Source organism: Acidaminobacter sp. QWL-03, from assembly GCF_058683855.1.
The window spans coordinates 2,796,349-2,821,406 of the sequence record NZ_CM178752.1; the positions used below are offsets into that span (position 1 = coordinate 2,796,349).

Sequence of the window (25,058 nt, forward strand, 5' to 3'; positions counted from 1 at the left end):
ATGTCAGGGTTGTTATGGTTTTCTTGGCTCGTGATTTTTCTCTATTTCATGGGATTCTTTATTCTGGGGACCGCAGTGAAAAATAACGCCGTGGTGGACTTTGGCTGGGGCCTGGGTTTTGTGGTCGTAGGCTGGGCATCGCTGTTTTATTACGGCAACCTGGACGCGGTGTCCCTGCTGCTCGTGGCACTGGTCACTGTCTGGGGCGTCAGGCTGTTTTACCACCTGTACCGCCGTAACTGGGGCAAACCCGAGGACTTCAGATATGCCAACTGGCGCCGCGAATGGGGCAAGTGGGTCATCCCGAGGGCGTTCCTGCAGGTCTACGTCCTCCAGGCGGTCTTTATGGCGGTGGTGTCCTATGCGTATCTCTATGCGGTGACGGTGGCAGACAAGTCTGTCAATGTCTGGGTCGTTCTGGGCACGTTGGTCTGGCTCACCGGCTTTTATTTCGAGTCCGTGGGGGACAAGCAGCTGGAGGTCTTCAAGAAAGATCCCGCTAATAAGGGTCACATCATCAAGACGGGACTTTGGCAGTACACCCGTCACCCGAACTACTTCGGCGAAGCCACCATGTGGTGGGGGATCTTCCTCATTGTTATTGGAACGACTGGTTTTTGGCCGACCATCATCAGCTCTGCGGTGATCACGTATTTGTTGATGTTCGTCTCCGGGGTGCCAATGCTCGAGAAAAAATATGAAAATAATCCCGAATTTCAGGCTTACGCGGCGGTCACGAGCAAGTTCTTTCCGTGGTTTCCGAAGAAGTCCTGAGGCGCGTTGAAGGGGGAGGGTGACCATCGGCAGGGGTCTTAAGCTTTTAAAAGCTTAAAGATCATGTTGCCGATGGTCTCATTTTTTTACACCCAAAGCTGAGGGCCGACGTGGGCAGAAAACCTCAAATGTGATACACTGATAACGTCGGCGGCTCGGCTGAATAGCGCGGCGAGCATGGGGCACGGACTGCCTCTGACCGACCACGACGAACAGCGTACCGGGGGGAAGTGCCATGGGCAAGACTGAACAACCTGAACTTCAGAAGAATCAAGAGGCACTTGCCGGTAAAGGACACACTCATGAGCTGCGGGGCAGTACCGGCTCAGAGGGTCGTGAGCCGCTCAAGCTTGGCCGCAGTCTGGGCTCCAACACAAACAATGTGGATGTAGCGACTCTCGCGAACCTCGGTTTTACCCGAATTGAAGTGTGCCTTGGGCGCCACAGGCCCTACCACGACATGCTGGAGCGCATTTTTTCCGATCTGGATGCGGCAAAGGCACTGGGGATGGCGTATACCATTCACTTGCCGCTGTGTCTCTACGACTGGTTCCCCTTCGACTATCTGGACGGCTATTATCTGGATCCGGATCCCGAGAAGCGGGCACTGGCCTTTCGATTTTTGGAAGAGAACCTTCATCAGCTTACCGGCCGCTATCAGCCGGATTATTTTGTGATTCACTTTCCGGGGATTTACCGGAATGCCTATTTTGGCCTGGATTTCCAGGCGATTCTCCACGAGTCCCTGGGACGCCTTCAGTTGATCGCTGAAGCATTTGGCATCACCCTGGCCCTCGAGTACTTTGGCGCCAACCGGGACTTCAACCGTCCGGAGCAGTGGATCGAAGCCCTGTCGGGGTATTCGAGACTGGCGCCGCTGCTGGATACAGGGCACCTGTATTTTTCCTGTCTGATGAACGGGTATGATTTTGATGAGGTCTTTGAGCTGATGGCACCCCATTGTGTGGGGTTTCACGTCTGGACGGTGCAGGGCAAGGACTATTATGGCAACTCACCGTTTTACAGGCAGTATCACCATGTCGTTCCCCATCCCGGCCAGTTGAGGTCGGAAGGCTGGGCGTTTGAGCCGGGGATGGTGTACCATCGGCTTAGAGCTTTTGAGGCGCCGGTGGTGGTGGAGGCGACCAGCCTCTATGGCGGAAGCGATTACTATTTTGAAGGGCTCCGCTACGCCGCTGACTGTTATTTGGGAGGGGACTGCGAATGAGGGAGAGAAGTGAGCCCGTGACTGCGACTGCGACTGAGGCGGGGAAAGGGTCGGGGTCGGCGATGTTCAGGGACCCGGGTCTCGACGTCCAGTGGCAGGCGGCGTTTGATCAAGCCCGGGAAAAAGGTTTATTTGAGCGTCTTTCAGAGGTCTATGCCAGGGTGCCCGGGGGGCGCTGCAGCGGCTGTACCGCGTGCTGCGCCGAATCCGTCAGCACCTTTTTTGTGGAGTGGCTGCAGATCCGGTCGTTCTTGCAATCTGCCGGCCGGTGGTCTGAAGCCCTTGAGCGGGCCGAAGACTACGCCCGCTTTGAACTCGCCCGCCCCATGAAATGCCCCATGCTGGAGACGGACGGACGCTGCATGATCTATGAGGTGCGGCCACTGACCTGCCGGATCTTCGGGCATCTGAGGGCTGCAGATTACGGCAGGAATCTCAAGGCAGTGCTGAAATCCAACCGCAGGGCGGCGGAGGACATTTTCAAGCATTATGGGGTGCGGCTTCCGACTGCGGTCGTGGAGCGGTCTATACCCTTTTGCGACTCTTTTATATCTGAAGCGCCTATGACTTCTGCGGATCGGGATGCGTTGTTTGATGACTTGTTTTCGATTGATTCTCGTTTTTTGATGACGGGGCTTTTGGAGCCGGATCAGATTCAGCTGGGCTTGGTGGATTGGTTCGCCATGGTCAGGCTGGAGGGTGACGCATTGTCTGAGGAGCGACTGAAGCATGCGGCTGAGGCCGGGGAGCAAGACGGAGAAACAGAGTGATTTGAACCAAAAGTGTAACGTGAAAAGAAAAATAGAAGTTATAATAATCAAGAAAAAGAGAAGACAAAGTCAAAAGGTTAAATTTTGGTTAATTTATGTTAATAATGAGGATTCAGAGGTTAGATCAGAGGTAAAATATGCGGATCAGTTGGCAAAAGATGCATTGGGATTGCGTGTGAAAATTCGCTTAAATCCAGCAATTTGAAGCTTTTGAGGTCGATTTAGTCTTGACATAAAACTAACAGACATTTTTCGACAAAACTTAGTTGACAGATTAAATACTCGTATTGTATAATATTTGACTTTTCTCTGACTGTATGGTAATATTTATACAGTGTGATAGAGAATGGGATGGTGGTCAACTTGGCGACAAAAGCGACACTTGCAGAGATTCGAAAGTCGGTCGAAGGTCTGATTGGGGAACGCGTAATTCTCAAGACGAATAAGGGCAAGCGCAAAGCGAATGTCCGTGAGGGCATTCTCGAAGTAGCTTATCCAAGTGTTTTCACCGTACGCATCAACGCCGGCCTTGATACTGAGCGCCGTGTATCGTTCAGTTATTCAGACATTTTGACGGACACAGTAGAAGTGACGCTGTGCCAAAGGGTTAATGTTTCATAGAGACTGATTTGTTCTGTATTTATTTATGCCAGTGACTTGCCGTGATCGCGGTGGGGTCGCTGGCTTTGTTCTTTTTTGGGGGGTTAGCCGGGGGTCAGGCACTGTAACAGAGTTGGGGTCAGGCACAGTAACATATCAGTAACATTCCGACTGTGTAAGGTACACAGTTCGCTGTGAGACGTGCACCTCGCGCAGCCTCTCGCCTCGCTGTGCTCGGTGTTAGGCTGCTCGTTGGTCTACGGCGTCTCCTCAGCCGAGGGCTGCGCCCTATATTAAGCGAAGAAGCACTGCCACTCCGTGAGCAAGCTCCCGCAGGGTAGTGCTTCTTCGCTTTATGCATGTCCCTAGCTTTCGTAAGAAAACCTTAAGAATTATCCCAGGTTTTTCGACGTTTTTTTCTGTTATGATGAAGTTGCTTGAGCGAAGTTCAAATCACCATCGGCAAAAACCCATCACATCACCACAGGAGCTAACTTATGAAAATCTTAGTCTGCGATGACGATCGCGCTATAACCGATGCCATTGAAATCTATCTGAATCATGAAGGCTACCAAGTCGTCAAGGCCTACAACGGCCTCGAAGCCTTGGAAGCCCTCAAGAACCACGACATCCAGCTCATCCTCCTCGACATCATGATGCCCGAGCTGGACGGCCTGCGGGCGACTCTCCAGATCCGCGAACACTCTAACCTGCCCATCATCCTCCTGTCCGCCAAAACCGAGGATACCGACAAAATCCTGGGCCTCAACCTGGGTGCGGACGACTACATAGCTAAACCCTTTAACCCCCTGGAGCTCCTGGCGCGGGTTAAATCGCAGCTTCGCCGCTATACCAGCCTGGGCGCGTACACCGAGAAGCCGTCCACCTTCCGCAGCGGCGGACTGGTCCTCGACGACGAGACCAAAGAGGTATTTGCCGACGGTGACCCAATCAAACTCACCCGCTACGAATATCACATCGTGCGACTCCTGCTCTCTAATGCCGGCAAAGTCTTTTCCTCCGACCAGATCTACGAGCAGGTCTGGTCTGAAACGCCCATCAACTCGGAAAATACAGTCTCGGTCCACATCCGGCGGATTCGTGAAAAAATTGAAATCAACCCTAAAGACCCAAAATACTTAAAGGTGGTGTGGGGCATTGGATACAAAATCGAAAAACTGGACTAACCTCTTCAGACACTGGCTGACGAAAGTCGTTGTTATTCTATTGATCCTGGCAGCAGGCCTGGTCTTCTCAAATACCCTCTACGACGAAGCTGAGGGCACCCTGTTCGACTTTGACTACCGCAGCAGTCAGGCTTATGAGGCGCTTCAGGACCCTAACGACTGGCACGAAGCCTGGCTCGCCGACAATAGCCAGACCCTGGTCCTGCTTGCCGTCTGCGCCATGATCATGCTGACCGGTCTCATATTCCTGGCTGCGGTGTCCGGCCGCCGGCCTGACTCCGACGACGTCCACTTCCTAAAAGCAGACCGGATCTTCACCGACCTGGGCCTCGCCCTCTGGATTGGGATTCAGGTCGCGCTGGTTGGCCTCACAGGCGAACTTCTTCGCTTCGCCGACAGCCAGTGGCAGCTCCTGATGAAACCCGTCGCAGCCCTTTTTCTCGTCCTCAGCGGGTCACTCGCCCTCTACGCCTGGACTCTGACCTGGAAGCGAATTAAAACCGGCACGCTGCTTCGCCACACCTTTGTGGTCTGGTGCGCTTCAAAGTGCTTTGGCGCCGTTTCAAAGCCCGTTCGCAAGGCGCTGCGCAGACTCAGGAGCGGTCCGGTAGACCGCATGCCTCTTCTCATTGCGACAGGTTTCCTCGCTCTCAACGCCTTCACCATAATCTTCGGCGGCCTTCTGACCGCGACCATGGGCGTCTTTGGCTTTATAATCGGTGGTGTGATTTACCTTTCCGGCATTGCGCTTCTTGCACTTTATCTGATCCGTCAGGACCAGGTCCTGGCGCGGATTGAGACCAGCCTGACCGCGATTGAAGCCGGAAACTTAAGTTTGCCAATGGTCCCGGAAGGCCCCGCCCGACTCAAAAGCATCTCCTCCAAAGTCAATGGGATCGCCGTGGGCTACCAAACCGCACTGGAAACTGCCCTCAAATCCGAGCGCATGAAAACCGAGCTCATCACCAACGTCTCCCACGACCTGAAGACCCCGCTGACCTCCATCCTCAACTACATTGATCTCCTCAAACGCGTCGGCCTGAGCGCCCCCGAGGCAGCTGACTACCTGGCCGTTCTGGACCAGAAGTCCCAGCGCCTGAAGACCCTGACCGAGGACCTCTTCGAGGCCGCCAAGGCCTCCTCCGGCAATCTCAGCGTCCAGGCCGAGCCCCTCAGGCTCCAGGAATTCCTCCATCAGTCCGCCGGTGAGGTCCGCGACCGCATGACCCAGGCCAACCTTGAGCTCAAATTGACGACGCCCCTTCCGGACCAGCCCCTCACCGTCCACGCCGATGGCCGCCACCTCTGGCGCATCATGGAGAACCTGTTCCTCAACGTCCTGAAGTATGCCATGCCCGGCTCCAGAGTCTACCTCGATCTCCAGCGCAGCGAGCAAAATGCTGTCATCACCCTGAAAAACATTTCCGCCCTGCCGCTGGTTGACGTGGATGACACCCTGACCGAACGCTTTGTCCGAGGCGACGCCGCCCGCACCACCGACGGCTCTGGCCTGGGCCTTGCTATCGCCAAAAGCCTCGCTGAACTCCAAAAGGGCCACTTCAAAATCGAAACCGACGGCGACCTCTTTAAAGCCATCCTGACCTTGCCGCTTATAGAGGCTTAATTGACATTTCCAAAAGAAAGTTGTCCGCGTCACCCACCTTTAAATTACGACAAGAAAAACCGCCAAGCGTCAGCCGTGGCGGTTTTCTCCTTTTCATTCACTAAATTTTCAAATCATTTTCCTACAGCAGCCAGCCACCAAGCAGGGAATCCATCAAAGCGACGGCGGTTTCTGCAGTTTCATTCTTGTTGTCGATCAGCGGATTGACCTCGACGAACTCGGCGCTGGTCATGATGCCTGCCTGCGCGATCAGCTCGAGGGCGAGGTGGGACTCGCGGTATGAGAGGCCACCGGCGACGCGGGTACCGGTGCCTGTAGCGTAGAACGGATCCATCGCGTCCATGTCGAAGCTGACGTGAACGCCGTCGGTGCCGTCTGACGCGACGCGGATGGCTTCTTCCATGACCTTTGGCATTCCAAGGAGATCAACCTCATGCATGGTGAAGACCGTGACGCCCAGCTCCTTGAGCAGCTTGCGCTCGCCCGCGTCGAGGTCGCGGGAGCCAATCAGGACAATATTCTTGGGATTCAGCTTATTCTCAGCGCCGCCAATCCCTATGAGGCGCTCATGGCCAAGGCCGAGTGCCACCGCAACCGGCATGCCGTGAATGTTCCCGGAAGGCGAAGTCTCCGCCGTATTGATGTCGCCATGGGCGTCGAACCAGATCACACCGAGGTTCTTCTTGTGCTGCAGGACACCGGCAATAGTGCCGATGGCGATACTATGGTCACCGCCCAGAACCAGCGGAAATCTCCCTTCCGCCATAATGTCCGCAACCGAATTGCAAAGCTCTGTATTGACGCGGACAACTTCGTCCAGATACTTCAAATTGCTCTTTTCATCTCTCGCGTTTTCAGGCCGGACCACCTGGATGTCGCCGCGGTCCTCGAAATCGTAGCCAAGTCGCTCAAGGCGGCCTTTGACGCCCGCATAACGGATCGCGACAGGGCCGAGGTCGACGCCTAAGCGGTCCGCGCCGAGGTTCATAGGGACACCAACTATAGAAATGCGTTTTTCTTTAAGTGCTGTCATAAAAAAAATCTCCTCTCATGCGTGCGGGATCCAGTCTGCTGCCCAATAACAGGGCCATCCGGGATCCAAATCGTTGCCGGTTGACTGTGTGCTACCATCATACTCGATCCATGCTGAACCTGTCAATCTGTAGTCAAATCGCCTTAAAGTACCCCTAAATGGGGTAAATATCGCTTAAAAATAACTTGTGATTAATCAATATTCATGCGCGCGGAAGTGGAACAGACGCGGCGTTATGTCAACTGGAAGAGGCGTGACCATCGGCAGAGAGGTTTAGGACTTGATGGGAACATTAAAAAGCATAGACTGCCATAAGAACCAAATCCCCTCAGCTTAGGACCTGAAGCCAACTATAAAAATGCGCAAAAATTCAGAAAAATCTTTATGATCTTTTTTTAATGATTATACAGATTTTCACTGGGCACGATTTGTTCATAAAGTTCAGAGACAAGTTATAGCAAACGGTGACGCAAACGAATACCATAAAATAACAAATTATACACCCGATGAATATCCACAGTCCGACAATTTCTTCAAAAAATTTTTTATTATCCCGTAAACCTTAAAATTACTAAACTTGAATAAAATATTTCTGGAGTGGTATACTAAAATCAAAGGAGAAACGGATGAATAAATTGCCATTTAAAACCAATTATCGTAAACATAGATGTGTATTGGAGAGGTGGAGCCCATGTTGATCACACCGGCAATTAACGTTTACTCGGAAATCGGACGGCTTAAAAAGGTGCTGCTGCACAGACCCGGCAGCGAAATTGAGAACATTACACCCGAGCTCATGGACAGGCTGCTCTTTGACGACATCCCTTATTTGGATGTGGCCAGGCAGGAACATGACGCTTTCGCTGAAATCTTCAGGGGCAATGACATAGAAGTGGTCTATCTCGAGGATTTGGCGGCACAGAGCATACAAACGGAGGAAATACGGGAGCGTTTTATGGAGGAATTCATCCAGGAAGCGGGGCTTCAGGGGGATATGAAGCAGGAGGCCGTTCGGGAGTACTTCCGGTCCTTCAAAGACACCCGGGCCCTCATCGACAAAATGATGGCGGGGATTCGCAAGGAAGAGGTCTACATTGCCAACCCCAAAACCCTGTCGGACATCCTGGACAGCGACTATCCGTTCCTGATCGATCCCATGCCTAACCTCTACTTTACGCGGGATCCCTTCGCGGCGGTGGGCACGGGCGTTTCCCTCCATCACATGCGAACGATCACCCGTCAGCGGGAGACCCTCTTCAGCAAATACATCTTCCAGCATCATCTAGACTTTAAGGACGCGGGGATCAAACTGTGGTACGACCGCCAGGAGCCTTACTGCATCGAGGGCGGGGACATTCTGGTGCTGTCGGACAAGGTCATAGCCATCGGAATTTCCCAGCGGACGGACGCCTCCGCCATTGACCTCTTTGCCCGGCGGCTGTTTGACGACGGCCAGAGCTTCGAGGTTATCCTGGCTTTCGACATTCCAAAATCAAGGGCATACATGCACCTGGACACGGTGTTCACCATGGTGGACCACGCGACCTTTACCATCCACCCGGAAATCGAGGGCCCGCTGACGGTCTATTCCATCCAGCCGCCCGCCGGGAAGAGCCGCGACCTCCGGATTGAGAAGGAGACCATGGATCTGAAGCGCATTCTGGAACGGTACCTGGACCTCGACCACGTGTCCCTGATCCGCTGCGGCGGCAAGCGGGGCATTGACGCGGGCAGGGAGCAGTGGAATGACGGGTCGAACACGCTGGCCATAGCGCCGGGCGAGGTGATCGTGTACGCCAGAAACCACATCACCAACCACCTCCTTGAGGAGCAGGGCATCCGGCTTCACGTCATGCCGTCCAGCGAGCTGTCCAGGGGCCGGGGCGGGCCGCGGTGCATGTCCATGCCGCTGATCCGGGACCCTCTGTAAGACGCGCAGCTCTAAAGACAAGTGCGTTTTGCCGATGGTGACCTCAAGGGCCACACTCCTCCCCAGCTGCATCTGAGGTCGTCGAACTGAATAAATTCAAAAAAATAAGCATAAATAATCAAAAAAGTATTGATTTCTGGCGCAAATGTGAGAAAATTAAATTCAGAATCGTGAAAATCAAGGTTTGGCGCAGGAGCGGCGAAGTGGGACTGGAGGCGACCATCGGCAGGATGGAGACTGTGGGACTGAAGACTTGCCCCCCGGGCCAGCAGAATGTATAAGGGGGTTTATCCATGCCAGTCAATCTCAAAGGTAGGCACTTTCTCACACTGAAACACTTCACTCCACAGGAAATCCGTTATTTGCTCGATCTGTCCAGAGAACTTAAGTGCAAAAAGCGAGCTGGCATCCGGACCAATCTTCTGGACGGCAAAAACATTGTCCTGCTCTTCGAAAAGACCTCCACGCGCACCCGCTGCGCTTTTGAAGTCGCCGCAAATGATGAGGGCGCTCATGTAACCTTCCTCACCAACAGCCAGATGGGCAAGAAAGAATCCATTGAAGACACCGCCAAGGTCCTGGGCCGTTTCTATGACGGCATTGAGTTCAGGGGCTATGAGCAGTCCACCGTGGAAGCTCTTGCACAGCACGCCGGCGTGCCGGTCTGGAACGGCCTCACGGACATGTACCACCCAACCCAGATTTTGGCAGATTTCCTGACCATCACGGAGCACGTCGACAAGCCGCTGAACAAAATCAAATTTGTCTATGCCGGTGACGCCCGCAACAACATGTGCAACTCGTTGATGATTGGCGCGGCCAAGATGGGCATGCATTTCGTCGCCTTCGCCCCTAAGGAGCTTTGGCCGGCGGAGGACCTAGTGGCTGAGATGCAGGAGGTCGCGAAGGAGACCAGGGCGGTCCTGGAGTTCTCCGAGGATCCGGACTGCGTCAAAGGCGCGGACGTCATTTACACGGACGTCTGGGTATCTATGGGCGAGGAGCATCTCTTTGAGGAGCGCATCGCGCAGCTGTCCAAATATCAGGTCAATATGGAGCTGATCAACCGCACGGAAAATCCGGATATGATCTTTATGCACTGTCTGCCGGCGTACCACGACCTGGAAACGCAGGTGGGCAAAGAAGTTTTTGAGAAATTTGGCATCACCGCCATGGAAGTCACGGATGAGGTGTTCAGAAGCCGCCATTCTGTGGTCTTCGACGAGGCGGAGAACCGCATGCACACCATCAAGGCGATCATGGTCGCGACGATTGGGAACGTGTAGAGCGGGCGCTGAGTGAAAAATGCTGAAGCACTGGGCGATGGGGTGTGGGTTGGCTGACCAACGGCAGAAGTTTTAGGGTTTTAATTGCATAGGTATAGCATAATATGCTGCTTAGTGGGCCGGGGATCAGGTTGAGATCTCCGGTCCCTTTTTGTCTTTGGAAGGCGGTGAGGGCCTCAGATGCCCAGAGTGCCTCATTTTTCGCAATTCAAAGCCGCGGCGAACTTCCCCTTTTAAGTGCGTCTTTTTTGGATATAATAGAGAGATGACGTTTGTGATGCAACCGGACGGAAGCAGGAGGAATAACAATGACTATAACTAAGACGGACGACCTTGAAAATAGAGTTTATGATTACGACGTGCTGGTGATCGGCGGCGGTCCAAGCGGTCTCAGCGCGGCCTTTTATCTGGATCAGATGGGGATGGACTACTGCGTCATTGAACGCGGGACCCTCCTGAGGACCTGGCGTAACGAGCGCTGGGACTCCTTCACGCTGGTCACCCCGAACTGGATGACCCGCCTGCCGGGCATGGAAGGCATGGCGCCTTACGACAACCGGTTCATGACCCTTGAGGAGATCAACCAACACCTGACAGACTGGGTCAACCATTTCAAGCCCAAGGTCATGGAGGGCGTGGAGGCGACACGCCTCCGGCAGCTGACCCCGGAGGAGATCGACGCCATCCCGGTAGCGCCTTACGACCGACCGCTGAGATATCTCATCGAAACCACAGCGGGCATTTTCAGAGCCCATGATGTTGTGGTGGCGACCGGACAGTATAACCAGCCGTTCATTCCGGCGGCGTCTCAGGAAATTCCGGCAGAGGTTCAGCAGCTGCACTCGGTGACCTACAAAAATCCATGCCAATTGCCGCCCGGCGGCGTCCTCGTGGTGGGCGGCGGCCGCTCCGGCATCCAGATTGCCCTGGAGCTGCGCCGGGAAGGCCGGGACGTGTGGCTGTCCCTGGGCACCCAGCGCCCCATCCCGGACGCCTATGACAACATCAACGGCGTCTACTGGCTCAACCGCCTCTCCGGCTTCGCGAAGCTGGACCGGGGCGTGGAATATGTGCCGGATGACCTGGAGCGACTCGAAATTGTGGAGAAGCTCCGCCAGAACCTCGCCACCTGCCAACAGGAGGGCGTGACGCTGGTCGGCCGTCTCAGCGGCTTTGAGGGCGGCGCCCTGACCGTCCGGCCAAACCTGATCGAGACCCTGAAGGATGCCGAGACCTACCTTCAGCGCTTTATGGATGAGATTGAGTCCCATATTGGAAAAGAGGGACTTGGAAAGCCTAAGTCCAAGCTGGATCTGAAGCTGCCGCGGCTGAGCTGGGGTGCCCTCCAGGAGACGGAGCGTCTGGACCTGTCCGAGACCGGGATCACCAGCGTCATCTGGGCCACGGGCTTCCGTCCAAATTACCGCTGGATTGACGTTCCGGTGTTCTCTTCTGAAGGCCAATTGATCCACGAGGCAGGAAAAACTTCCGCCGATGGTCTCTATTTCACCGGAGTCGAGCTGAACCCGGGCTTCGGCGGGCCATCCCCTTATGGCATTGGTTTCTACAGTTTCGGGGAGGACGCCCGCAGGGTCGTCGACCAAATCTGTGAGGACTCCGGCTCAATGTTCTGGGCGGATTCCATAATTGAGGAGCTGGATTAATGAGTGTGCTGCATGTGGTGAAAAAGACGGCGCCCGGAGAACGGGAGCACTCTCTCGCCCTCGACCTGCTGAAAATTGTGGCCTGCGTGCTCGTGGTGGTCATCCACGTCACGGCTTCAGGCGTCACGGGTTACCTGCCGGGTTCTCTGCTGCAGCGGCTGACCGTGGGGATCAACAGCTTCAGTCAATTCGCGGTGCCAGCCTTCATCTTTGCCAGCGGCTTTGGCCTGGCGGCGCGGTTTCGCAGTGATGACCACGTGGTGGGGCTCCTCCGTTTTTGGGGCCGCCGGCTGGAAACGGTGGTCCTGCCCTACCTGATCTGGTCCTTGATTTATCTGATTCTGCAGCAGCGCTTCATGGGTATTTGCTATGGCGCTTCTGGGATGCTGAAGCTGCTGCTGACCGGCGGGGCCTTCTACCATCTCTATTTCATGGTCATCCTGATTCAGCTCTACCTGGTGTTTCCGCTGCTGCTTGTTTTCAGGCGGCGCTTTTCCAAGCTGGGTGTGGATCTTGTGGTCGTGACCATTCTCTACCTGGTTTACGCCCTGTGGCTGAAACGGTATGTGCCGCTTTCAGACCGGTTCTTTATGAGTTATCTGCCGTTCTTCTACGCTGGCATTGTGGTGTATGAGCGGCCGCCAAAGGCGACGCTGCTGACGGCGTTTGGCATTGTAGGCGCGGTTGCCTTCGCGGATTATCTGGTTTCCCGCCTCGCCGGCTTTGGGGCGATCACGCCAATCAGCATGCTCTCTCTGCCGTTTGCCTGGGAGCTGTACACGCTGTCCATAGTCATCCTGCTTCTTTCCTGGTTCAAGTTGGTCAACATTGACGAGAAGCCGGGCGACTGGGTGAGGCGTCTGTCCGGCGTGACCTTTGATGTTTATCTGGCGCATCCGCTGGTGCTCGTCATTGTTGACTGGGGGCTCCGGACAGTCGGGGTGCAGTCGCTCAGCCTGAAGATTTTGGTGGGATTCATACTGGGCGTGTCGCTGCCGGCATTGGTGCGGCTGGGGTACAATAAGGCGGAGTCTGGGTTTAAGGAAAGGCAAAGGGCGAAGAAAAGGGACGAAGTGAATGGTAAGGACAAGGAAGAATAGGCTTAAGAGGTAAGGAAAAGAAAAAGAGTTGAAGAAAGACAAGGACAACGCCTCCCCGGCCGCCAAGTGCGCGGCTGAGGAGGCGTTTTTGCCTGGTAGTAAAGGTGGCCGGCTCGGGCCGTCCCGGCTTCGCCGCCCTCTGTTTGGAAGTGTCATTGAAAATAGGGTGATGGGATGGTGTGCGGTGTGGGTTGGGGGCAATAGGCGCAGGCCGCGCGGACGGGTTTTGAATGAGTGACGCGGACGGGTTTGGTTTTGGTGACGCGGACGGTCTCAACTTTGGTGACGCGGACAAGTTTGAAACTGGGGACGGAGACTATAATACGTATTGTAATGGTTTCTTGTGCTCTGAGAAGGTCTTTACAAAAGGAACCTGTTAATTATTTTTAAATTGTTCTGATTCTTGTGCAAGATGACACTAGTATCTTGCAAGATTTTTAGGTATAATACTTTTAATGTATTTTGTATAATGTATGTAAATAGCATAATCTGGATTTTCGGTTTGGGGTGACGCCATGGAGCACAATAGAATCATAGAATTTGCTACAGCCAAAGTCAATTTGTCCTTAGACGTTCTGGGTGTACTCGATAATGGCTACCACGAAGTTGAAATGATTTTGCAGGAAATTGATCTTGCAGATGACATCATCCTGGAGCCCCTCGAGTCAGGCATTGAACTGCATTGTGATGTGGACTATCTGCCTCAGGACGCCTCCAACCTGGCTTGGCGAGCAGCAGACCTGGTATTGAAGGAAGCGGGACTCAACAAGGGCGTCAGGATCTCGATGGTCAAGCGAATTCCCGTGGCAGCCGGCCTGGCCGGCGGCAGCGCGGATGCCGCTGCTGTGATTAGGGGACTAAACCGCTTGTATGAGCTCAACCTGGATCTTGAGACTCAGCAGCGCATTGGACTGTCTCTTGGTGCGGACGTTCCGTTTTGCATTACGGGCGGCTGTGCAGTTGCAAGGGGCATTGGCGAGAAGCTTGAGCCTCTTGAGGGCTTTGGCTCGCACTGGGTGGTGCTGGCCAAACCCAATATAGGCGTTTCCACCCCAGCGGTGTACCAGCGTTATGATCAAACCGTGATTGAGCAGAGGCCGGATACGCCGGCACTGATTCAGGCCATTCGGACGGATCAGATGCGCTATGTCGCAGAGCATATGGTCAATGTCCTTGAGCCCGTCACGACGCAGATGCATCCCATTGTGGGGAAAATACGCAGTCAACTGATTCAGTACGGCTCAGACGGCGCCATGATGAGCGGCAGCGGACCAACCGTCTTTGGCTTTTTCAGACAGTATGAGCGCGCCATGAAGGCTTGCAAAAATCTTAAGAAGACCTATGCGCAGGTCTACCTCGCACGAACGACAAATAGGAGATCAGAGGAATAAACGTACATATTATGGGGCGAAGAAGGATTGAATGTACATATTATAGGAGGTTGGAGCGTTGAACAATACAAAGTTAGGAACGTTGGAAATCAGGAACTATAAACCTCTTGGGGAAGTGGTCTTTGAATATCTCAGAGAGTCGATATTGAATGGTACCCTTAAGCCGGGCGAGCGGCTCATGGAAATCGCCCTCGCAGACCAGCTAGGCGTCAGCCGCACCCCTGTGCGCGAGGCGATCAGAAAGCTCGAAAAAGAGAGCTTTGTCGAAATGATCCCCCGAAAAGGTGCTTATGTTGCAGACTTGACCGCTAAAGATATTATTGATGTTCTCGAAATCAGAATTTTGCTGGAAGGCTTCGCGTCTTCCCTGGCGGCACAGCGCATGTCAGAAGAAGAACTGATGAGCCTGCGCGAAACCCTGGAAGCATTCAATGATGCCGTCAGCCGTCAGGACCGCCAAGCCATGATAGACCTGGACAACACCTTTCATGACAAGATTTTTGATGCCACCAAGAACAATAAACTGATCGAAATTGTCAAGGACCTCCACGATCAGTTCCAGCGTTTCCGCTTGACTTATTTTACTGAGTTTGACAACTATCCGGAGATCCAGAAGTGGCACCAGAAGATTTATGATGCGATTCGCTCAAGTGATGTGAACACCGCCAAGGAAGCCGCGGAGCAGCACGTGCAGCTGATTATGGATCTGGTCATGAACTGGAAGGAAAAGCGCAACGAGTAGGGCGGGCTTGAAGAAAGGTACACAGGTGGTCTAATGACGACAAAAGGAACTGAAGTGTTTCTTCAGCTGACAACAGAAATCGAATCTGAGGGTGAAAGCGCCCAGCGCATCGAATTCGCCACAGCGGGGAAATACTATCTCAAAGATGAGACGCACTATTACATCTACTCGGAATCAGAGCTGTCCGGCATGGAAGGCGGCAAGACGACCCTGAAAATCAAAGACGATACGGTCACCATGCATCGCTATGGCGTCAATGTCGTTGAACTCGTCTTCATTGCAGGCGAAATCAGAGAGTCTATCTACGAAACACCTTATGGTGTCTTTGATGTGGAGATGAAGACCATCACCCTGGCCTCGACAATTGACGAGCGCGGCGCAGGACACATTGAAATCAGCTATGATATTGAGGTTAAAGGTTTGTCGAAGACGCGGAATCATTTGAGGATTAAGGTGTCATAGGATCCGCGTAAGGCTAACAGACGTGCATAAACAGAAGTGATCCCCCACAGAAGAGAGTCAGCTCTCTTCTGTGGGGGATCACTTCTGTTTATATAGGGCGCAGCCCTCGGCTGAGAAGACGCCGTAGACCAAAGCGCAGCCTGTCACCGAGCGCAGCGAGGCGAAAGGCGGAGCAAGGTGCACGTCTGGAAGCGAAAGTGAAGCTTGCGCTGAAAGGCGGAGCGAGGTGCACGTCTATTGGCGTGAGGTGTGACTTGCGCTTCCCCAAGAACAATGATGTTAGGGCTAGATCGCTAACCAAGTCTGAAAATCACTTCACCTGCTGACCGGATGATGCTTCTCCCTCCAGTTCCTATAATAGAGGAACCCTATCAGAAAGGCAGGACCCGCCAGAGTCAGACTCCAGGTCAAATTCATTGGAAATGGAACGCCGTTATAGATGGTAAAGCCAATGTAAGCCAAACCTGCCAGAACAAAGACGATGGCACCGACCAATTCGTGTCTCCAGGCGACGAGGGTCAGCCCGAGCAGGATCAAGGCAGGGATGTTGTGCATAAACAGCCCAATCAGGATTTCTTTAAGCGTCGCTTCCGGCGTGATGACATCCAGTGAGAACAGCATAAGAAACGCGATAAACGCGAGAGAGAGAAGCCGTGGTGTCCAGTACTCAAATTTGCTTATAGGTTGTGACATTTGAATGACCTCCTTGGGTCTTAAACTAACAATATAGCGTTAGACTCAAACCAAAAATAGGGAATGAAGACGGGTGCTTCCTGAGTGACTCGTATTTTGAACAATTGGTACACTGTATATATACCCAGAATCCACTGGGTTTTGCGTGAATTCAACGTAAAGGCGGCTTGTAGCCGTTGAAAAATGGGATCCATCTCCCGATTGTTACAGAACTATTACAAAGCTCTGGCCCCGTTTCAACTTTAGTGACAGGCACTAAGTTGAAACTCGTCCGCGTCACCTATAAAAACTCCTACACAATTTCATTAGGGGAATCCTTTAAGTTGTGCTACACTACAAAGAGAGCCTGCCGAAAATCCGGCGGCTACGCGCCGGATTTTCGGCAGGCTTCCATCCGCGCAGCGGCCATCTCTCCAACCCGCCAATAAGACGATCCTGTGACCATCGGCAGGGTCTTTGTATTTACCATTCCCCACCACCGAAAGGAGCGCGCCATGTTCAGTCTGATCGACGAAAAAAACTTCAGCATCATCCTGGATCATGTGTCTGACGGCATTCAGATCATTGACATCGAGGGGCGCCTGGTCTTCTGCAACCGGCTGGCGGCCATGCTTGACGACATTAACATCGAAAATTCCCTGGGCAAGCATCTCTTCGAAATCTATCCCTCGCTGGACGAGGAGAACAGCACCCTTTACAAGGTTCTGAGGACTGGCATCCCCATCTACAACCACGAGCAGACCTTCACCACCTATAAGGGCAAGAAGGTCGCCACCGTTAACACCACCCTGCCCGTCCGGAGAAGCGGCCACTTGGTGGGCGCCATGGAGATCTCCCACGACGTGTCCGCCGTCATGGCCCTCAGCGAAAAGGTCGTCACCCTCCAGAATAAGATGTACGGGTCCACGGACACCACCGCCTCGGACGACGCCCATTTCACCTTTGACGACATTGTCACCCGCAACGCCCGTATGCTCACCGCTAAGTCCATGGCCATGAGGGCGGCCCGCATCGATTCTCCCGTCATGATTTGGGGCGACACCGGCACCGGCAAGGAGCTCTTTGTCCAGGCCATTCACAACGCCGGCGGCAGGAAAAAGCGGCCGTTCATAGCACAAAACTGCGCCGCGCTGCCCGCCTCACTTCTGGAAGGCATCCTCTTTGGCACCACCAAGGGCGGCTTCACCGGCTCCACCGACCGCCCCGGTCTGTTCGAGACCGCGGACGGCGGCACGCTCTTTCTTGACGAAATCAACTCCATGCCCCTGGAGCTCCAGGGCAAACTCCTGCGCGTTCTCCAGGACGGCACCTTCCGCCGCGTGGGCGACACCCGCACCCGCCACGTGGACGTCAAACTTTTGACCGCCACCAACATTGAGCCCCTGGAAGCCGTCCAGCTCGGCATGCTCCGCAGCGACCTCTACTACCGCCTCAACACCATCACCCTGCACCTGCCAAAGCTTGTCGACCGCCGGGATGACATCCCCCTCCTCGTCGAGCACTTCATCAAAAAGTTCAACGACCGCCTCTACCTCAACGTCATGGGCCTCGACGAAGCCGCCTTCTCCGCCCTCATGCGCTATGACTGGCCCGGCAATGTCCGCGAGCTCGAGCACGTCATCGAGGGCGCCATGGGCATGATGGAAGGGCGAGAAATCACCCTGGACGATCTGCCCCAGTCCCTTCAGCGCGCTGCCCGGGAGAGCCACAGAAGCACACCTTCAGAGACCAAGACCAGATTGCCGATGGTCGAGGCCCTCGCCAACCTCGAAGCGGAGTACATCGCGGAGGCCCTGGCTGTGACGGGGGGAAATGTCACCCGTGCCGCGGAGCTGCTGGAACTGCCCCGTCAGACCCTGCAGTCAAAGCTGAAAAAGATGAAGGAAACCGAGGACGCCGAAAATTCGGCGCTTGGAGGCGTGAAATAGGTAAAATATCGCAGGTTAGTGGGGTAAGGTGACCATCGGCAGAAGGGTTTTTGGTCATTGGAAAAGAAATTTCAAATGAAGAAACGTTGAAAATTAAAGCTTCGAAGGGAATCCCGAGTCCTAGATTCGGGATTTCGTTATTTTTTTGGCATGCCGATTGCAATATAGAACCGCGATATACACAAACCGGGTGTTCGCACCTAATACCATAAGCGGGGGTACATAAAATGAAAACAGGCTGCAAATTTGGTACACACAGAGTCCTCGAACCGGTCGGCACACTGCCGCAGCCGGCACTCAAAATCGATAACACCATGGAGATCTACGACAACGAGATTTTGATCGACGTTCAGACCCTCAACATTGACTCTGCCAGCTTTACGCAGATCAAGGAGCAGGCGGGCGGCGACCTTGCGAAAATTGAAGAAATCATGATGGGCATTGTCGCGGCGCGCGGCAAGCACCACAACCCGGTTACCGGCAGCGGCGGCATGCTGATTGGCACCGTTAAGGAAATTGGCCCTAAGCTTGCTGGCAAGATTGACCTGAAGGTCGGCGACAAGCTGGCGACGCTGGTTTCCCTGTCCCTTACCCCGCTGAAGATCAACAAGATTAAGGAGATCCGCAAGGACATTGACCAGGTGGATATCGATGGTCAGGCGATCCTCTTCGAGAGCGGCATCTACGCGAAGCTGCCTGAAGATATGCCGCAAAACCTTGCCCTTTCTGTCCTCGACGTCGCTGGCGCCCCTGCGCAAACCGCGAAGCTCGTCAAGGAAGGCGACACGGTCCTCGTTCTGGGCGGCGCTGGCAAGTCCGGCATGCTGTGCCTCTACGAAGCGAAGAAAAAGTGCGGCCCAACCGGCAAAGTCATCTGCTATGGCCGCAGTGAGAAGTCCATGGAGCGCGTGAAGCGCGCAGGCCTTGCCGATATTCTCATCACCGGCGACGCAACCAAACCAGTCGAGATCCTCGAAAAAGTCCGCGAAGCCACTAACGGCGAAATGTGCGACGTCACCATCAACTGCGTCAACATCACTGGCACAGAGATGTCCAGCATCCTGGCAACAAAAGACACTGGCGTCATCTACTTCTTCTCCATGGCGACCAGCTTCACGGCTGCTGCTCTCGGCGCAGAGGGTGTGGGCATGGATACGACGATGATCATCGGCAACGGTTACACGAAAGGCCATGCCGAGTGCGCGCTCAACTGCATGAGGGAGAGCGAAGTGTTGAGGGAGATCTACACGGAACTGTATGCTTAATATTTTCTGCGGAGGCAGAAAATATTAAGCATGCTGGTAATAGATTTGCGGAGCGGGCTGCGCAGCGAATCTATTACAATGGTGTAAATCCCGTGAGGTGATGGAAGGGCAAGGAAGGAAAATGGTGCCAGGCACCATTTTCCTGGTGTGAGCCGCTTCTTTTAAGTACATTAGGGCGTAACTTACATCTTCTTCATTTCCGTACCTGTCACCGTTTTTGAAGTTAATGAAGTTGTTTTTGCTGAAAGCAAGTAATTTCAATCTTTTCAAGTTTGTTTAACGTCGCTGTTCCGAAAACTGTGCCAGGGAAACCTCCGAAAAAGTCATCATTTTTTGAAATAGGCAATTTTAGCAAATTTAGAACAAAGCATTTCCAACGCTTATAGCGATCTAAATTTTGCCTTTTCGATCAAAAATTTAGTTTTTCGGAGCTTTCCCAGGTATGGTTCGGAAGTTGTCGGCGACCGAAGCATTTATTTCAAATGAAATTTTGTCAAATCAGAGACTTGGGAATGCGGATGTGGGATGCAAGAAAGGAAAATGGCGCTGGGCGCCATTTTCCTTCAGCTGAATCAAGCGGAAGGCAATCAGCGCGGAGCGCCGATTGACCTCCATGGTTGTTTAGGACGGAGGTTGCCTGCTGGATGGCAAGGGTATACATGGTGTAAATGCTTCAAATTGTAATCTAGGCAAAAGTGCAACTATTATGCAGCAGCAGGGAATGTACGTGTAGGCGAAAAACCCAACCCGACCCTGCCGTGCTTTACCCGAAGCAGCACGTCTTAATCTGCTGCAGCATAATAGTGACAACCGAGAACACCGAAGCAAGCAGCACCCGTCAGGCTGTAACCGTGTTTGACATAAATGATACCCGAAGCAGAATGTTCCACCCCCCTCACCAGGCCACCTCCGAATCATACATAAGTGGCATCCGCGAATCGCAGTTCAAAGCGCTCCACCCAAGCGCTGCGAGCGATCTTACAGAAGCTTTCCCGAGCTCATTTGAACCATACCTATGTTCATACAACAGCATTTACCTTTGGGGTCTAAGTGGGCTTGAGTGACCATCGGCGACCCCTATAGTCATTTGGAGCTGTCTGAGGTGAAACCGCCAAAGGCGGGCTCTATCAAAGTGAAAACACGTCTTATCAATAGCTTTAAGCATTACCAACACTTACACGATCCCCACCCATCAGAAGGAGGCCATTCCAAGTGAAGTATTACAACGAGATCGAGCTCTGGAAAGACGTCACCGAAGAGCAATGGAACGACTGGCATTGGCAGGTCCGCAACCGGATTACGACGCTGGAGGACCTGAAGAAGGTCATCAACCTGACTCAGGAAGAGGAAGAGGGAATCACGAAATCCCTGGAGATCCTGCGCATGGGGATCACGCCTTACTACGCGTCGCTCATGGACAAGAACGATCCTGGCTGTCCGGTGCGCATGCAGGCCGTACCGACCATTCATGAGACCCACAAAAGCGCCGCGGACATGGACGACCCGCTTCACGAGGATGCGGACTCTCCGGCGCCGGGGCTGACGCACCGTTACCCGGACCGCGTGCTTTTCCTGATTACGGACATGTGCTCCATGTACTGCCGTCACTGTACGCGCCGCCGTTTCGCGGGGTCCCAGGACCAGCAGTCGCCTATGGACAATATAAATAAAGCCATCGAATACATCAGAAACACGCCGGTGATCCGCGACGTGCTCCTTTCCGGGGGCGACGCGCTGCTCGTGTCGGACGAGACGCTGGAATACATCATCAAGAAGCTTAGGGAGATCCCTCACGTTGAGATCATTCGAATTGGTTCCCGCGTGCCTGTGGTTATGCCGCAGCGCATTACGGACGATCTGGTCAACATGCTGAAGAAGTATCATCCGGTTTGGCTGAACACCCACTTCAACCACTCCAAAGAGGTGACGCCGGAGTCGAAGGAAGCCTGCCGCAAGCTGGCGGACGCCGGCGTGCCGCTGGGCAACCAGTCCGTGCTCCTTCGCGGGGTCAACGACTGCGTGCACGTCATGAGAGACCTGGTGCACAACATGGTCAAGATGCGCGTGAGACCATACTACATCTATCAATGCGACCTTTCTGTGGGCATCGAGCACTTCCGTACGCCGGTGTCCAAGGGGATTGAGATTATTGAAGGCCTGCGCGGCCATACCTCCGGCTATGCGGTTCCGACTTTTGTCGTCGACGCGCCGGGCGGTGGCGGCAAGATTCCGGTCATGCCGCAGTATCTGATCTCCATGTCGCCTGAGCGCGTGGTTCTCAGAAACTACGAGGGCGTTGTAACCACTTACACCGAGCCGTCCCCTTATCAGGAAGTCTGCCACTGCGACGTGTGCCAGGGCAAGCGCGCCCATAAGGTCACCGGCGTGGGCGGCCTCCTTCAGGGCAACCAGGTCAGCTTGGAGCTCAAGGAGCTGGACCGTTACAAGCGTACTCATCACGAGTAATCCGTTAAAAAGCGCTGGGGGGGACGATGGCAGCGGAAATCCCCCCATTCGCGGCAACTCAGATTTGATTGCCGCGGGGGACCATTGCCACTGTGGTCGGCTTCCCAGCGTTTTAATGATTTACTCTAAACAATATTGACTATAAACATACACTTTTGTGCACAGGAGGTGACACGCATGTCCATTCTGGATCTGATCCGAGGCAACTACCGCGTTGTGTCGGTGGTTGGCATGGCCAAGAATGCCGGGAAGACGTCTGCTCTCAATGATATTTTATACAGTGCGTTTGACGAAGGTGTTAGGCTGGGGCTCACGTCCATCGGCAGAGACGGGGAACGGGTGGATGTGGTCACGTGCACGGAGAAACCCATGATTTACATAGAACGGGGCACGCTGATCGCCACGGCGGAGAGTCTGTTTCACTGCTCGGAGGCGAAGCTGGAGGTCCTGGAGATGACGGATTACCAGTCGTCCCTGGGGCGGATTGTCATTGCACGGGCGGTGAGCAGCGGCAATGTCGAGATTGGCGGGCCTGTGACGAATTTAGAGATTCGGGCGGTGTCGGAGCGGATGCTGGCATTCGGCGCGGAGCTGGTGCTGGTGGACGGGGCTCTGGACCGGGTGTCCAGCGCGTCGCCGGCGATTACGGACGCGACGATTCTCTCGACCGGCGCGGTACTGAGCCGGGACATGAACAAGGTGATCGAGCAGTCGATTCACCGGGTGCACCTCCTGCAGCTGGAGACGCTTCAGGATCCGGTGGTCCGGATGCTGGCGGAGGAGTGTCTGGCAGAGCGCCAGATCGCGGTGATTGATGACGCGTTTGAAGTCAGAACCGTGGAAGCCAAGACGGCGCTGGGGGCGGGCATCAAGATTGCCGAGGTGCTGGATGAGCACGCGCGGTATATTGTGCTGCCGGGGTCCCTGGTGACGAAGACCATGCGGGATCTGCTGGCGGCCAGCAGTCATTTTAAGGGCGTGACGCTGATTGTGCGGGATGCCACTAAGATTTTTGTCGACTCGCGGGACTGGCAGCTGTTTAAGCGAGCCGGGCTCAGCGTCAAGGTCCTGGACCCCATCCGGGTGCTGGCGGTGACCATCAACCCCTACGCGCCACAGGGGTACTACTTTGATCCCAAGACCTTCAGGCGGCGCATGTCAGAGGATCTGCTGCCTATTCCGGTTTTCGATGTCATGGAAGGGGAGTCTGACCTATGAAGCCCTTCAGTCCTGAAGTGATTAAAAATTTGGATCTGGATGATATTTTTGGCCGCATTGTGGTGCATACGCCGTATGGGGAGTCGGAAAAGAAGGCTATGACGCCTTTTGGTCCGGAGGATACTACAAGGCTAATCGCAGAGCTTGATAATGTCGAACGGATCACGGAGCTTATTCGTGCCAACCGCTATGCTTTTGTGGACATGCGGGGCACGTTTTCGCGCGTCAAGGATCTGCGGGGGACTTTCCTTCGGCTGAAGGCGGGGGAAGTCCTGGTGGTGACGGAGCTCTTCGAAGTGAAGATGCTGTCGCTGGCTATGAAGAAGCTGTCGGAAACGGCGGTGCTGCTTAAGGGGCGTCTGCCTCTTGAAGCCACGGTACAGGCGCTTCCGGAAGTGGACCAGCTGCTGGATCCTGCGGGGGTTGGAACGCCGACCTTTTATATTTATGATGATTACGCTGAGGAACTGAGGGGCGTTCGGGCGCGGATGAGAGAGCTCGAGGACCAGATCATGCTGGAGCGAAAGCGCATCCGGGCGGGTCTGGAGGAGCGGCTGGGGGTCAAAGTCCGGCCGAGCGGCGAGCTGGCCGTGGGCAAGGATGACCGGGCGCTGATCGAGCGGCTGAACGCGGAGCCCGACCTGGTTTACAGCGCTGAGACTTATGTGAATATTACTTACAGGTTGAGAGGCAATGATGTCATTGACCACATGTGCTCCCTGGTGGAGGATCTGCGTGCCGAGGAGGAATCTGAGGAGTTTGAGGTTCGAAAGACTCTGTCTCAGGCACTCCGGGCGCTGCTGCCTTATCTGGAGGAGAATGTTAAGGCGATTGGGCGGCTGGATTTGCTGGCTGCCAAGGGCTATTTCGCTATAGGCTTTGACTGCGTCCGGCCGGATATTATCCCGCCAAAGACGGGGGCGGCCGAAGGGTTGGCGTCCGGGGTTCTCGAAATCACTGAAGGCCGTCACCTCAAGGTCGAGCAGCAGATCAAGAAGGCCAAGGACAGCGGTTCTGAAGGCGGAAGATACACCGCGGTGAGCCTGGGTCTGACCCCGGGTGTCACTTGTATCACCGGTGCCAACATGGGCGGCAAGACGGTGACCCTGAAGATGGTGGGCATGCTGACGGCCGTGGCCCAGTATGGACTGTTTGTGCCGGCCAAGGCCATGCGGCTGACGCCGAGGGCGTTTATTTATACCTCCATAGGAGATCTGCAGGACGTGGATCAGGGGCTCAGCACCTTTGGCGCGGAAATCCTGAAGGTATCCGAGGCGGTTAAGCTGTCTGCCGGACCGGGACTGATCCTGATTGACGAGCTGGCCCGGGGGACGAACCCCAAAGAGGGCTTTGCTATTTCCATGGCCATTGTGAATCATCTAAAGCGAGCGTCCGCCATGACGCTGATTACGACCCACTTTGACGGCCTGGCGGATGCCAGGGATGTCAGGCATCTGCAGGTGCTGGGGCTGAGCTTTGTAGATTTTAAGTCCGTGATGCTGGAGATGGAAAACGATCCCGGGAAGGGGATCGAGCTGCTCAAGCGCTCCATGGACTACCGGCTGAAGGAAATCCATTCGCCGGAAGAGGTGCCAAAGGACGCGATTCAGATCGCCGCCCTGATGGGCCTGGATGAAAGGATTTTGGCGGAAGCACGGAAGGTCCTCGTGACGCCAAGGAACTGAGTGGTGGGTTTG

Annotated in this window: 21 protein-coding genes; 19 read left to right on the plus strand and 2 right to left on the minus strand. The window is 54.4% G+C overall.

Annotated elements, in window-relative coordinates; all coding sequences use genetic code 11:
- From AC4PHM_RS13120 to AC4PHM_RS13145, 6 genes are all read left to right on the plus strand, one after another.
- Window positions 1-774 (plus strand): DUF1295 domain-containing protein, encoded by a 774-nt coding sequence (locus AC4PHM_RS13120; RefSeq protein ID WP_492018202.1) that lies wholly within the window; start codon window positions 1-3, stop codon window positions 772-774.
- Between the two features lie 235 nt (window positions 775-1,009).
- Window positions 1,010-2,002: a TIM barrel protein gene (locus AC4PHM_RS13125; protein ID WP_492018203.1), complete on the plus strand. Its 993-nt coding sequence runs from the start codon at window positions 1,010-1,012 to the stop codon at window positions 2,000-2,002.
- Window positions 1,999-2,772: a YkgJ family cysteine cluster protein gene (locus tag AC4PHM_RS13130; protein WP_492018204.1), complete on the plus strand. Its 774-nt coding sequence runs from the start codon at window positions 1,999-2,001 to the stop codon at window positions 2,770-2,772. Before AC4PHM_RS13125 ends, AC4PHM_RS13130 begins: the two co-directional genes overlap by 4 nt.
- Before the next feature lie 363 nt (window positions 2,773-3,135).
- Entirely contained in the window at window positions 3,136-3,393 is a 258-nt protein-coding gene (locus tag AC4PHM_RS13135; RefSeq protein ID WP_291400783.1) for a Veg family protein, read from the plus strand.
- Between the two features lie 476 nt (window positions 3,394-3,869).
- Window positions 3,870-4,559, plus strand: a complete 690-nt coding sequence (locus tag AC4PHM_RS13140) for a response regulator transcription factor (RefSeq protein WP_492018206.1) — start codon at window positions 3,870-3,872, stop codon at window positions 4,557-4,559.
- The gene (locus AC4PHM_RS13145; protein WP_492018208.1) at window positions 4,531-6,183 is read left to right on the plus strand and encodes a sensor histidine kinase; all 1,653 of its coding nucleotides are present in this window, start codon (window positions 4,531-4,533) and stop codon (window positions 6,181-6,183) included. Before AC4PHM_RS13140 ends, AC4PHM_RS13145 begins: the two co-directional genes overlap by 29 nt.
- Window positions 6,184-6,304: 121 nt before the next feature.
- Here the strand turns inward: AC4PHM_RS13145 and rocF are convergent, their stop codons facing one another.
- Window positions 6,305-7,216: an arginase gene (gene rocF / locus AC4PHM_RS13150; RefSeq protein WP_492018209.1), complete on the minus strand. Its 912-nt coding sequence runs from the start codon at window positions 7,214-7,216 to the stop codon at window positions 6,305-6,307.
- A gap of 691 nt (window positions 7,217-7,907) precedes the next feature.
- On the opposite strand from rocF, the gene arcA reads away from it, so the two are divergent.
- The 8 genes from arcA (at window position 7,908) to AC4PHM_RS13190 (ending at window position 15,791) form a co-directional block, all read left to right on the plus strand.
- A complete protein-coding gene (arcA, locus tag AC4PHM_RS13155) occupies window positions 7,908-9,146 on the plus strand; it encodes an arginine deiminase (RefSeq protein ID WP_492018211.1) in 1,239 nt (412 codons plus the stop codon).
- 293 nt (window positions 9,147-9,439) lie between these two features.
- Window positions 9,440-10,432 carry an ornithine carbamoyltransferase gene (gene argF, locus AC4PHM_RS13160; protein ID WP_492018212.1) on the plus strand — a complete coding sequence of 331 codons (993 nt, stop codon included), beginning with the start codon at window positions 9,440-9,442 and terminating at the stop codon, window positions 10,430-10,432.
- A gap of 308 nt (window positions 10,433-10,740) precedes the next feature.
- Window positions 10,741-12,096: an NAD(P)-binding domain-containing protein gene (locus tag AC4PHM_RS13165; RefSeq protein WP_492018213.1), complete on the plus strand. Its 1,356-nt coding sequence runs from the start codon at window positions 10,741-10,743 to the stop codon at window positions 12,094-12,096.
- A complete protein-coding gene (locus tag AC4PHM_RS13170) occupies window positions 12,096-13,196 on the plus strand; it encodes an acyltransferase (protein ID WP_492018215.1) in 1,101 nt (366 codons plus the stop codon). Before AC4PHM_RS13165 ends, AC4PHM_RS13170 begins: the two co-directional genes overlap by 1 nt.
- Before the next feature lie 230 nt (window positions 13,197-13,426).
- Window positions 13,427-13,576 carry a hypothetical protein gene (locus AC4PHM_RS13175; protein ID WP_492018216.1) on the plus strand — a complete coding sequence of 50 codons (150 nt, stop codon included), beginning with the start codon at window positions 13,427-13,429 and terminating at the stop codon, window positions 13,574-13,576.
- A 135-nt stretch (window positions 13,577-13,711) separates the two neighbouring features.
- Entirely contained in the window at window positions 13,712-14,587 is an 876-nt protein-coding gene (ispE, locus tag AC4PHM_RS13180; RefSeq protein WP_492018217.1) for a 4-(cytidine 5'-diphospho)-2-C-methyl-D-erythritol kinase, read from the plus strand.
- A gap of 58 nt (window positions 14,588-14,645) precedes the next feature.
- Complete coding sequence (locus AC4PHM_RS13185; RefSeq protein ID WP_492018218.1) at window positions 14,646-15,329, plus strand: GntR family transcriptional regulator; 684 nt, start codon at window positions 14,646-14,648, stop codon at window positions 15,327-15,329.
- Between the two features lie 33 nt (window positions 15,330-15,362).
- On the plus strand, window positions 15,363-15,791 hold the full coding sequence (locus tag AC4PHM_RS13190; RefSeq protein ID WP_492018219.1) for a YwiB family protein: 429 nt from the start codon (window positions 15,363-15,365) through the stop codon (window positions 15,789-15,791).
- A 315-nt stretch (window positions 15,792-16,106) separates the two neighbouring features.
- Here AC4PHM_RS13190 and AC4PHM_RS13195 read toward each other — a convergent pair whose 3' ends face one another.
- Window positions 16,107-16,484 carry a DUF7670 domain-containing protein gene (locus AC4PHM_RS13195; RefSeq protein WP_492018220.1) on the minus strand — a complete coding sequence of 126 codons (378 nt, stop codon included), beginning with the start codon at window positions 16,482-16,484 and terminating at the stop codon, window positions 16,107-16,109.
- 494 nt (window positions 16,485-16,978) lie between these two features.
- Here AC4PHM_RS13195 and AC4PHM_RS13200 point away from each other — a divergent pair, with 494 nt between their 5' ends.
- The 5 genes from AC4PHM_RS13200 to kamC all read left to right on the plus strand — a co-directional run bounded on the left by AC4PHM_RS13200 (window position 16,979) and on the right by kamC (window position 25,046).
- Window positions 16,979-18,412, plus strand: a complete 1,434-nt coding sequence (locus AC4PHM_RS13200; protein WP_492018221.1) for a sigma-54 interaction domain-containing protein — start codon at window positions 16,979-16,981, stop codon at window positions 18,410-18,412.
- A 227-nt stretch (window positions 18,413-18,639) separates the two neighbouring features.
- Window positions 18,640-19,677: an L-erythro-3,5-diaminohexanoate dehydrogenase gene (gene kdd / locus AC4PHM_RS13205; RefSeq protein ID WP_492018222.1), complete on the plus strand. Its 1,038-nt coding sequence runs from the start codon at window positions 18,640-18,642 to the stop codon at window positions 19,675-19,677.
- 1,212 nt (window positions 19,678-20,889) lie between these two features.
- Entirely contained in the window at window positions 20,890-22,143 is a 1,254-nt protein-coding gene (gene kamA / locus AC4PHM_RS13210; protein ID WP_492018223.1) for a lysine 2,3-aminomutase, read from the plus strand.
- Window positions 22,144-22,320: 177 nt separating this feature from the next.
- The gene (gene kamB, locus AC4PHM_RS13215) at window positions 22,321-23,361 is read left to right on the plus strand and encodes a lysine 5,6-aminomutase reactivase subunit KamB (RefSeq protein ID WP_492018224.1); all 1,041 of its coding nucleotides are present in this window, start codon (window positions 22,321-22,323) and stop codon (window positions 23,359-23,361) included.
- Window positions 23,358-25,046: a lysine 5,6-aminomutase reactivase ATPase KamC gene (kamC, locus tag AC4PHM_RS13220; RefSeq protein WP_492018225.1), complete on the plus strand. Its 1,689-nt coding sequence runs from the start codon at window positions 23,358-23,360 to the stop codon at window positions 25,044-25,046. The genes kamB and kamC overlap by 4 nt, the downstream gene beginning before the upstream one ends.
- The last annotated feature ends 12 nt before the right edge of the window (window positions 25,047-25,058 follow it).